Annotated in this window: 7 protein-coding genes, 1 tRNA gene and 2 pseudogenes; 3 read left to right on the top strand and 7 right to left on the bottom strand. The window is 53.5% G+C overall.

Annotated features, from left to right (window positions below):
* Positions 1–303, top strand: a 303-nt coding sequence (locus tag BW14_RS11575) for a transposase (RefSeq protein WP_258186126.1), incomplete at its 5' end; no start/stop codon positions are given.
* Between the two features lie 33 nt (positions 304–336).
* On the opposite strand, the pseudogene BW14_RS11565 reads toward BW14_RS11575, so the two are convergent.
* The 6 genes and pseudogenes from BW14_RS11565 to aroA form a co-directional block, all read right to left on the bottom strand.
* Positions 337–1,449, bottom strand: a pseudogene (locus BW14_RS11565) (TIM-barrel domain-containing protein); the annotation flags it as partial.
* Between the two features lie 34 nt (positions 1,450–1,483).
* The gene (locus BW14_RS11560; protein ID WP_140490746.1) at positions 1,484–2,344 is read right to left on the bottom strand and encodes a carbohydrate ABC transporter permease; all 861 of its coding nucleotides are present in this window, start codon (positions 2,342–2,344) and stop codon (positions 1,484–1,486) included.
* The gene (locus BW14_RS11555) at positions 2,344–3,252 is read right to left on the bottom strand and encodes a carbohydrate ABC transporter permease (protein ID WP_140490744.1); all 909 of its coding nucleotides are present in this window, start codon (positions 3,250–3,252) and stop codon (positions 2,344–2,346) included. Before BW14_RS11555 ends, BW14_RS11560 begins: the two co-directional genes overlap by 1 nt.
* Before the next feature lie 171 nt (positions 3,253–3,423).
* A pseudogene (locus BW14_RS12395) lies at positions 3,424–4,581 on the bottom strand (extracellular solute-binding protein).
* Between the two features lie 297 nt (positions 4,582–4,878).
* The gene (locus BW14_RS11545; RefSeq protein WP_140490742.1) at positions 4,879–5,898 is read right to left on the bottom strand and encodes a LacI family DNA-binding transcriptional regulator; all 1,020 of its coding nucleotides are present in this window, start codon (positions 5,896–5,898) and stop codon (positions 4,879–4,881) included.
* A gap of 151 nt (positions 5,899–6,049) precedes the next feature.
* Positions 6,050–7,405, bottom strand: a complete 1,356-nt coding sequence (gene aroA, locus BW14_RS11540; protein ID WP_140490740.1) for a 3-phosphoshikimate 1-carboxyvinyltransferase — start codon at positions 7,403–7,405, stop codon at positions 6,050–6,052.
* A gap of 58 nt (positions 7,406–7,463) precedes the next feature.
* Here aroA and BW14_RS12125 point away from each other — a divergent pair, with 58 nt between their 5' ends.
* On the top strand, positions 7,464–8,537 hold the full coding sequence (locus tag BW14_RS12125) for a hypothetical protein (RefSeq protein WP_219847201.1): 1,074 nt from the start codon (positions 7,464–7,466) through the stop codon (positions 8,535–8,537).
* 70 nt (positions 8,538–8,607) lie between these two features.
* Here BW14_RS12125 and BW14_RS11525 read toward each other — a convergent pair whose 3' ends face one another.
* Positions 8,608–9,786 carry an ABC transporter permease gene (locus BW14_RS11525; protein ID WP_140490738.1) on the bottom strand — a complete coding sequence of 393 codons (1,179 nt, stop codon included), beginning with the start codon at positions 9,784–9,786 and terminating at the stop codon, positions 8,608–8,610.
* Between the two features lie 712 nt (positions 9,787–10,498).
* Between BW14_RS11525 and BW14_RS11520 the strand changes: the two genes are divergently transcribed.
* Positions 10,499–10,572 (top strand) — tRNA-Pro (locus BW14_RS11520).
* Positions 10,573–10,703: the final 131 nt, after the last annotated feature.

Below are 10,703 nucleotides of genomic sequence, written 5' to 3'. Positions count from 1 at the left end.
AAGGAAGACCGCAAACGGGGACGCGGCATGATGGCCGAGCTCATCGAAGCGCTCAACGCCAGGGGAGCCGCGCCCGGCTGCCCCGAACTCGCCACCCTGGGCCGTACCCTGAAACGCCGCATGGGCGACGTCCTCGCGTTCTTCGACTGGCCGCACAGCGCCAACGGGCCCACCGAGGCCATCAACGGCAGGCTCGAGACCCTACGCGGCATCGCCCTCGGCTTCCGCAACCTCGACAACTACATCACCCGCAGCCTCCTGCACACCGGAGGCTTCAGACAAGCCATCCAAACCCACCTATGACACACGCCCCTTACACACCAAAACCGGAAGAGCCGGATTAATCCAACAGCACACATGCAGACCTTTGTCATGCCATCGTTGCAAGGTTTTCGTTGGGTCCGGGAAGAACCGGGCATCCCATGTGAAGTCGGTCCACTGGAATTCTTTCATCCAGAAGCAATCGTAATGGAACGTCGACAAAGGAACATCACGCTTTGACATACCATCAATGAACGATTGAACCGTCGCTTCATCATATCAGGTGGTAAACGATGTGGAAAGCCACAAACCATACGACCAAGCCGGCACATTCGCCGGACGCCCAACCAAAGCAGTATAGCGATTGAGGATATCCTTTGGCGTCGGACCATAGATGACACAGAAGTCGAGCTTCTCCCCTGGCACCGCAAACTGTACAGCATCTGTGTTCTCCGAAGCGACTTCAAAGGAGACATGACCTCTATTGTTGACTAAAACCCCATATCCATCACTGGTAAGGTAGAATGGAATATCTTTATATCCTTGTTCACTGGAAGTTCCACCATCGGAATTCCAAATATCAATTGATTGACCGTTCTTGACATACGGTCCAAAGCGTTCGCCAAATCCATATACGGTGGTTCCCACACCCAAATCAAGCTGAATGCTCGTGAAAACCTCAGATTCATCTACAGCACGACCGCTGGCACACACACCCAAATCTCCAACAGGTTGGGTAGATACAGGAGACAATGCATTCAATTTATAACGAACCAATGATTTGCCATAGGATGACGTAAGCACTCTTTCATGCGCAGAAAACGAAAGATCCCATGGAGCGCCCTTCTTGACTGTGCATTTGAGATCTCCAGAACTATACGACAAATATTCATTCGTGATATCCGTAACAGGCGAAACCTCAGCATCGGATGACAGCGGGAATCCGGGGGCCTCAGCCGTTCCACTCCAATGTGAGGCTTCCACTCGAATCACTCCCTCGAGAGGAGAACTGATTCGTACGGTGAAAGTCGGTAGATTCAGCGTATCGCCTCTATCCGCTATGACTTTCGTAGTAGCCAAAACTTCCGCGCTCTTTCGTTCCGCATCCACGGATAATTCATAGGCTTCTCTAGCGAACATCGCATCGATATTGTTGCGGGTCAGCCAATAACCATCAGAGAATTTCATGAGAGTCTACTTTCTAATTGAGTTGTATATCCATTTATTTGACAGCACCAGCGGTGATGCCTTTTGACAAAGTGCGTTGGAAGATCAGGAAGAAAATAAGGGTTGGAATGATACTGATTAATGATGCCGCAGCAGTGGTCGTGACATCCATCAGCTTGTCACCTGACAATGCACTAACGGCAATCGGGATGGTCTGCGTCGAATTATCGAGCAGGAACGCAAGCGGAATCATATACTCGTTCCATGTCCAGATGAAGAAGAACACCAGCATGACGTTTAATGTCGGCCAGGAAATCGGAAATACGATGTCTTTCAGTATCTTCCAACGGCTTGCTCCATCGATGGCTGCCGCTTCAAGAATGGCTTTGGGGAACGTACCATACACAGATGAAAGCAGATACGTACCGAATGCACTTTGTATAACTGTAAAGATAATTACGATTGCCCATTGATTGTTGTATAGGCCTATTTGCTTAAACATAATGTAGAGCGGATACAGCAAGGCTTCCTGTGGCATCATGTTCGCCAGCATGATCAGCAGGATAACCCATCGGCGGCCACGGACGCGGCCAATACCTAAAGCAAAAGCATTCAATACCGACAAAAGTACAGCGAAGACAGCGACCAGGCCACTGATCCAGAATGAATTCCAGACCTTCTCCGGATAATTCGCCCTCTGCCAGAAATTGTTCAGACCAGTGAAGCTCAGCTTATGAGGCAAAGCCAACGGACCGAATGAGTTGTATTCCGCCGAACTTTTGAATGCATTTATGCAGATGACAATAATGGGGAATAACATCACTATGCCGCCAAAAATTAGTAGCACAATAATGGCATAGTCGGGAAACGTCCTGTTAATTCGCACCCTTGATACGATTGTCCGAGATTTCATCATTACTCCTCATCGCTTTCTTCGAATTTTTGCTGCACCTGTGTGAACACGATTGAGATTATTACGATGAGCACTGCAAGGGCCGTGGAAATCGCAGCACCATACCCGACCTGCTGTGACTGGAAGAATTGGCTGTATGAGTAGTACGAGGGGACAATGGTCGAAGTGCCTGGTCCGCCTCTCGTCAACATCTGTACAGGTGCGAAAACTTTCAAAGCCGCAATAGTACAGGTGAGCGCCACAACGAAAAACTCCGGTTTGATTGCAGGCAGAGTAATTGCAAGGAATCGCTGCCACCAGTTTGCCCCGTCAATGCTTGCAGCCTCGAACAGCTCTGGATCGACCCTCTGCAAACCCGACATGAAAATTACAATCGGATAACCAAGTTGAATCCAAATCATAATAATCATCAAACATATCAGCGCAGTATCAGGCTTGCCTAGCCAATCATGTTGCATGCTCTTCAAGCCGATTGCACCCAGTAGAGCATTGAGCGCGCCATCTTGCGGACGAAGAATCCAACCAATGGCCAAGGAAGCAACCGAAATCGGAAGAATCTGCGGAATGTAATACACAGCTCGAAGAGTGGATGCTGTCTTGGGCCCGAATTTCTTCTGCACAACATCAAACAACAGAGTCGAGATAATCAATCCAAGCAAGATGGGTAGTACTACCATGGCGATGACCATCCAAATGGAATTACGGAACGATGACCAGAACGTATCATCGCGTAGTAGATATTTCCAGTTATCCAAACCAATCCACTGTGGTGGACGTATACCGCGATATCTAGTAAAGCTCAAATACACATTCCAGATGGTTGGAACCACAATAATCCACACCAGAAGAAGAAAACCGGGAACCAAATACAACCAAAAGCGGTTAGAAGTATTTCCCGGAATTCTCGACATGAATTCCGTCGATTGACGACGTCTTTGTTGACGAGGCCGCACCGAATTATCACGTTTTTTGACTTTGCATTACTCATCATAATCACCTAATCAACGATGAGAGGATGGGGACAATGCATGTACACCATCCCCATTAATTTACTTTATAGGGAAGAAACGGCATCCTTGGATCTATTGGATTCCAGCAGCTTGGACACCTTTGTCATAGTCACTGTGAATCTGATCGATGGTTTCCTGCACGTCTTTAGTACCATTGACGAGTTCCTGCAAGCTGGCGTTCAACTCATCGTATAGAGTCGCGGTAGGCCAATCCGGATAGAATCCAAGGGCATCGTTCTTCACCAGATCATTGAACTGTCCAATCAGCGTCTGTGTTTTCTCGTCCGTAATCGAGGAGGCGTCTGCAGCGACAGGAATGCCGCCGGAATTACCCATCAGATCCTGGACTTCTTTGCTTAAGGTAATGTCGATGAATTGTGCAGCCAGATCCTTTTTCTTGGAATATTCGGGAATGACCCATATCTGTCCGGATGAGCCAGGCACTTTCTTGGTATCCGGGAACGGCGATTCTTCCCATTGGAATTCGGACAATTCATTTTGGAAACGACCAAAGAACCATGTACCGGAGAAGAACATAGGATATGTTCCCTTCATAAAGCCCTGACCAGCGGTTTCTGCATCAATACCTGTGGAATCCTTACTGATGTAGCCCTTATCAACCCAATCCTTGATGGTTTGTGTTGCATATTTCACGGCTTTGCCGTTCCAATCGACTTTTCCGTCGTACATCTCGTATGCTTTGATGAAATCATCGTCGGCCTTCGACAGCACTAGTTGCCACCATAGATGCTGCAGCGGTTATTCTTTAACACCTTCGGAAAGCGGCGTCACACCATTATCCGCAAACTTCTGCATGGCGTTCTCAAGCTCTTCAAGAGTGGTCGGAATCTGTATACCATACTTGTCGAACATGTCTTTGTTGTAGTACATCACCACTGCTTCGCCATAATTGGTGATGCCATACCAATCACCGGAGCCCATAACACCTTCTTGTGTATATTTACCCGTGGAAGCGATGGAACCAGTGAGAGTTTTGTCCCAGCCCTTTTCGCTGACATAATCATTGAGGTTAGTCAGCAATCCCTGGCTCGCCAGCAAGCCAGCAGTAGCGTTGCCCTTGTTGTATTCCATGACGTCAGGAGCCTGATCTGAATTAAGGATCTGTGCTGCATTCTTTCGAATCTGTTCGAAGGATTTCTTCTCATATTCGACCTTGACTCCAGTCTTTTCTTCAAAAATCTCACGGGCCTTTTTCCATGCGATTCCCATAGCGCTGTTATCCTCCTCATAAGCCCATACCTTGATAGACTTCGGGTTGGATTCCTGAGCCGATTCACTGGAACCACATGCGGTAAGTCCGACTATGCTACCTACAGCAATGGCAGCAGACAGCCACTTCTTGACATTCAACTCCATTGTTTCTCCTTAATATATAGCCTCATTGCCATATGTCATCGATTCGTTTCGATGACACAGTCAGCATATCATGAGGAAACAATGATGTCGAATCATTTCGATGGATTTCGATTCGTTAGATGGAAAAAGGAAAACAATACGCAAAACATATTAATGCGAACGAACCGAGACCGACCCTCTGTCCAAATAATGCGGAGGAATCAGCTTCACTTCTCCAGGCTTATGCTCATTACCATCGAGAACGCTCATCATCAAGTCCACAGCATCCGCGCAAGTCTCACTCGGCAATAGCGGAAATTCATCCACAGGAACATCAAGGTTGTTCGCGTCTCCTTGCATGCATAGAGCAATGAATGAAACATCACCAGGAACAGAAAGTCCACGCTTTCGCAGGGACACAATCGCATTATTCATATGTATCAAATTCGTCGCAGACAAAATCGCACTAATATTCGGATGCGAGTCGAATGTGACATCAATCAGATTTCCGACATCTGCGGCATCATCACCAGTGTTATATGAAAAATGGAAAATAATTCCTCTCCTGGCCGCCTGATCGGATAGTGCTTTCCTCAACCGGATATGGAAGTTAGCTCCACGTCGATATTCACTCTCTACCGTACCAATATATAAAATTTCCCGATGCCCTTTCGCGGCAAGGATATCAACCGCCCGGCAACCCATTTGCACAAAATCTATATCCACAGAATAGATGGACTTATTGTTTTCCGGATATCCAATAGCAACAAAAGGACAGCCCAAACGCTCTGCCATGGCCGCACGCGTATCGTTTATTTCAACCTCTAGCAAAATCACACCATCAACAAGTCCACTTTCCACCACACGTTCAAGCTCTTTTCCCTCGTGCTGGCCAGCAAGTAACAGCACATCGTAACCGTATTTTCTTGCTCGAATTACAGTTTCAAAGAAGAACCTCGAATAGATGCTCAATAATGTGCTACGGCCGATTGGCGAACTTAACGCCAAGATATGCCTGCGAGCACCACGTAGTAGCTGAGCACCCGCATTGGGGGTGTACTGCAGCTCTTTTGCAGCCGCTATCACTTTATCTCGCGTTCCTTCTTTCAAAGGACGTTTTCCTGAAAAAACATAAGAAACAGTACTGATAGAGACACCCGCCCGTTCTGCTACATCCTTGATGCCAACCATTACGACCCCTTCGTCGAAACGTTTTAATGTTGATATTATAGCAACATACTGTTGGCATAATGCGAAATATCACACAAAAAACGCCGATAGAACTATGTGCGAGCCAGCCTTACCAATGAACATGGTGCCAGCAGACACATAGTATCGGCTGTTACTCCCCTAGTATCGTATCCCACATGCCCACGAAATCAGGCAGGGTCTTGCGCGTGGTGGCAACGTTGATCACCGAGATGCCCGGAATCCTCAAGCCCAGCATCGCCGCGAACGTGGCCATGCGGTGATCGGCGTAGGTCTCCATTTCAGCGCCATGCAACCGTTCGTCCGACACCGGCTCGATGCGCAATCCATCCGGCAGCTCCTCGGCCTTGCCGCCCACGCGGGCGATTTCGTTGACGAGCGCGGCGAGGCGATTCGTCTCATGACCGCGCAGATGGCCGATGCCCACCATGTCCGTCGGTTTATCGGCGAACACCAGTATCGCAGCCAGCGAGGGCGCGATCTCCCCCGCCGCGGTCAGATCGAACGTGCCCAGTCCGCGAACCGTACCGTCGCCGGTCACCTCGCAGTACCGCACACCGTTCCGCTCCGGGAACGAGACCTGCGCCCCCATACGCTCCAGATATCCCGGCAGCAGACCGCCAGGCTGCGTGGTGGTTTCCGGCCAATGCGGCACACGCACGGTCCCGCCCGCGATGAGCGCGGCGCCTAGGAACGGCGCAGCATTGGATAGATCGGGCTCCACGGTGACCGTTTCCGGCAGCTGCAGCGGCTTGGGCGCGACCGTCCACGTATGCGCGGATTCCTCAGCGACGGCCTCGCCACCGGCCCCGTTCACATCGGCGACAGTCATGCGGATATGCGGCAGGCTCGGCGTCTTCTCCCCCGTGTGTGTCAGCCGCAGGCCACCAAGCAGTTTCGAACCGATGAGCAACAGGCCGGAGATGAATTGGGACGAACCGGACGAATCAATGCTCACCTGCGCCATGGCTTCGGCCGATGGCAAAGCAGAGGGCGGGGTGATGGTGAACGGCAGGAATCCCTCTTCGCCCAGATAGTCGACCTTGGCGCCGAGCTGTTCCAAGCCGTCCAGCACCGGCTTCATTGGTCGGGCGTAGGCCTGCTCGTCGCCATCGAAGCGCACAGGGCCGTCGGCGAACAGCGCCAGTCCCGGCACGAACCGCATCACGGTGCCAGCCAAGCCGCAATATACGTCGACGTCGCCCCGGAACCTACCGGAAACGGGCGGCGTCACCGTCACCGTGGTATCCGTGACCGGGTCCACGTCGCAGCGCACGCCGAGGGCGGCGAGCGCACCCATCATCAGTTCGGTGTCGCGTGAACGCAGCAGTCCCACCAGCCGCACCGGCCGTGAGCTGAGCGCGGACAGGATCAGATAACGATTCGACAACGATTTGCTGCCGGGAATCGTGACGGTGGCGTTGATGGGGCCGTCCGGCATCGGCGCGGGCCACAGGTTCGGCGTTGTGGTATTCGGTGTTTCGCTCATGCGCCCATCGTATCCGTTTTCGCGGAGAATCGAGCGGCGGACGCGCTATGGTGGAATCGTGCGTGTGATCGAACGGTTCTGCCGGGGCAAAAGAGCTGATCAGTCGTTGAACGAGGATGGGCTGGTCATCACGGACGGGTTCGCGGCCGTGGTGGACGGGGTGACGAGTAAAAGCGTGCACCATTTGTGGCGGCCGAGCGGCGGCGTGGTGGCGCGGAATCTCCTCGTTGATACAGTGGGAACCCTGCCGCGGAATGCCACAATGCGAGAGACCCAGATGACGCTCGACCGACGGCTTCGCGCGGAATATACCCGAAGCGACGCGGATGAATCGGTGTTCGTCAACGAGCCTTGGGAACGGTTGCAAGCCAATGCGGTGGTTTACAGTGCAGCGCATCGCGAGGCATGGCTGTTCGGTGACTGCCAGATCATGGTCAACGGCGTGCAGACGCCGACGCTGAAACGCGTGGATGAACTGCTCGGCGAAGTACGATCGTTTGCGGCACAGGCGATGGCCTCGGACGGCGGAACGGATTCCGCTACCGCGCCGGATAGGATGAGGTCGCCGGAGGAACCGGATGAATCGGACGAGGTTGTATCGGACGAATCAGACGACGGGACCGAGCAATTGCCGGGCGCATCAGTCGAATCAATCGCATCACACAAATCATCCCAATCAATCAGACCAAACGAATCATCAATCGGACCAATAGGAATAGGACCGGATACATCTGTCGCATCGGCCGGATCATCAAGCAACACAGCCGAGCCAGACGGAGTCGGCCAATCGGAGACAGAACCCGACGACCCCACGCGTGACCTGATCATGCCGTTCCTGCGATTGCAGTCACGATTCGCGAACCGGCGCGGCGCGTACGGGTACTTTGTGTTCGACGGATTCACGGACCCGACCTATCCGATCCGCACGGTACCCATCGCTCCCGGCGACGAGGTGGTGCTGGCCTCGGACGGCTATCCCCTGTTACGCCCGACGCTGTCCGAATCGGAGCGGGAACTGGCACGGCTGCGCCGAGACGACCCGTTGCTTATCCATGAGTACCGTTCGACCAAAGGTTTCGTCGCGGGGCAGGAATCGTTCGACGACCGTACGTATTTGCGGTTCGTCGCCTGAATCACCTCGACTGAACCGCCTCGCCTGAATCACCTGAAGGGTTTGCGCCGGCCAGCAACCGGCGTCACCGTTACTTGTCGGCGGCCAGACGCGATTCGATGCGCGGCTCGTCCTCGGCGACGGCCTGTTCCTCGCTCAACCCGCCCTCGATCATCTGCGCGTGCAGCAGCTGCGCGACCACGCGATCGGCCTCGATGGCCGCTATCTGGCGGGAGAACACGATGAACCAGCCGAGGAACATGAGACCGGCCAATGCCTCCACGTTGGTGAGCGTATTGTGGCCCATCATCATGTTGGCCCAGAAACCGGCGCACACCAGCGCGGCGAGATCGGAGGCCACCATCACGGCCTTGGACAGGCGCGGCGCGAGCCAGGGCAGGCAGACGAACAGCACCAGCATCACGAACGGCAGGCCCTTGGCGCATACGTTGTGCATGAGGTTGTGCGGCGTGTAGCGGAACACGCCGATGCCGATGAATGCGAGGCCGGAGACGGTCAGCAGCGCCGAGAGGATGCCCGTGCGCAGCATGAAGTGCGGGATTTCGTAGCCACGGTTCGGGTCCTTGTTGGTGCGGTCGTGCCAAAGGCGTTGCAGGCGTTCGGTGGTCACCAGTTCCGAGATGGCGAAGTAGCTCACGATGATGATGCAGGTTCCGGCGAGCATCAGCGTGGAGTTGAACATGCGTGCGGCGAACGTGGTGCGGTCGCCGAGTTGCGAGAAGTTGTTGTGATACCAGTACGGGTCATCGGTGGTCATGCCGGCGGTCACCACGCCGGAGATAACGAAGAACGGCAGCAGGGACGCCAATGTCTTGGCGTTCATGAGTTCCGCCTGCACGAACGTCATGTAGCCGACCACGCCGGCAAATCCGGCGCAGACGCTGGAGATGTAGCCGGAAAAGATCGCGTTTCCCATCATGTCGTTGGCCGCACCCATCAGCGCGAACGACGACAGGAAGATGGTGGCGGCGTACACCACCGAAAGCGCCACGATCTCGATGATGCGGCGGATTGGCGCGAGCCAGCCGTGGTCCAGGTTCAGCGAACGTGACTTGCTGGCGTATCCGATGACGAACGAGATGACGCCGCAAGCGGCCACGATGCCCGAGGCCACCATGAAACGTCGCTGGGTCAGCTGCCAGATGGCGGGCGCGTACTGCATGTAGGCGTTCATGGACACCGCTCCCACCACCGCACAGATAAGGAAGGAGACCAGACCATAGGTTTCGGCGCGTTGATGACGTCCCATGCGGCGGTGCTCCTTTCGTTGCTCGTTGCGATTGCGCTCGTTACGGTCGCGTTTGCTGCAATCGCGCGTGTTGCGGGACCAGTTGTTGCGACGGACAGTTGCGGTCCATCCGCACGTCCTCACACGCGGCCGGCTGCGCTCGTCCGCCCGTACTGCCTCCCTCGTGTGCGGCCTGCGACACACTTGTCAAGCCGAATGCTTCGGACCGGCCTACGTTAGGCAGGCCAAGCCGAAGAGCCAAGTCGACGAGACGTACCACAAGGCCGTGCCGCTTGACACCGGGCAAGCGGCACGAACCAAGCGGCAGCCCAAGCGGCACAGCATGCTCAATGCCGATCACGCGAGAGGACTTTTCCCAAAACGTCATTGTATCCCGTGTCCCGGTCCTCCGATGCGATACAATGACTACTTGTGCCGTTCTCTCCTCATCGACTGACGGCACGACGGGCTATAGCGCAGCTTGGTAGCGCGCCTGCTTTTGGAGCAGGATGTTACCAAAGCGTTGCTGCCGTGACCACCGCTGAGGCTTACTGCCGACTAGGTTTTCAGGCTTCAGCGATAATTGAAAAGCGGCATCCGTTAACAATGGTTAACAATGACCGCAGACCTTCGGTTTCTCGGACTTACCTTCGAGGAAAAAATGGATGGTCAGGAACACATTACGTCCTACGCAATGCGTATAATCGAAAAGTTGTGCCGTAAGGCATAAAAACGGGCTGTGGCGCAGTTTGGTAGCGCGCTTGCTTTGGGAGCAAGACGTCGCAGGTTCAAATCCTGTCAGCCCGACAATGAAAGCCCTACTCCCGACCGGGATGTAGGGCTTTTCTCTTTTACCTGAAACGCTAACCGTTAACATTTTTATCATCATGAGATAGCCCACAATCCCTGTAATTCCAATGGTTTTAGATATGATTAAG

Source organism: Bifidobacterium sp. UTBIF-68 (assembly GCF_006408855.1).
Taxonomy (GTDB): domain Bacteria; phylum Actinomycetota; class Actinomycetes; order Actinomycetales; family Bifidobacteriaceae; genus Bifidobacterium; species Bifidobacterium reuteri.
This window is presented reverse-complemented; position numbering and strand designations above follow the sequence as displayed.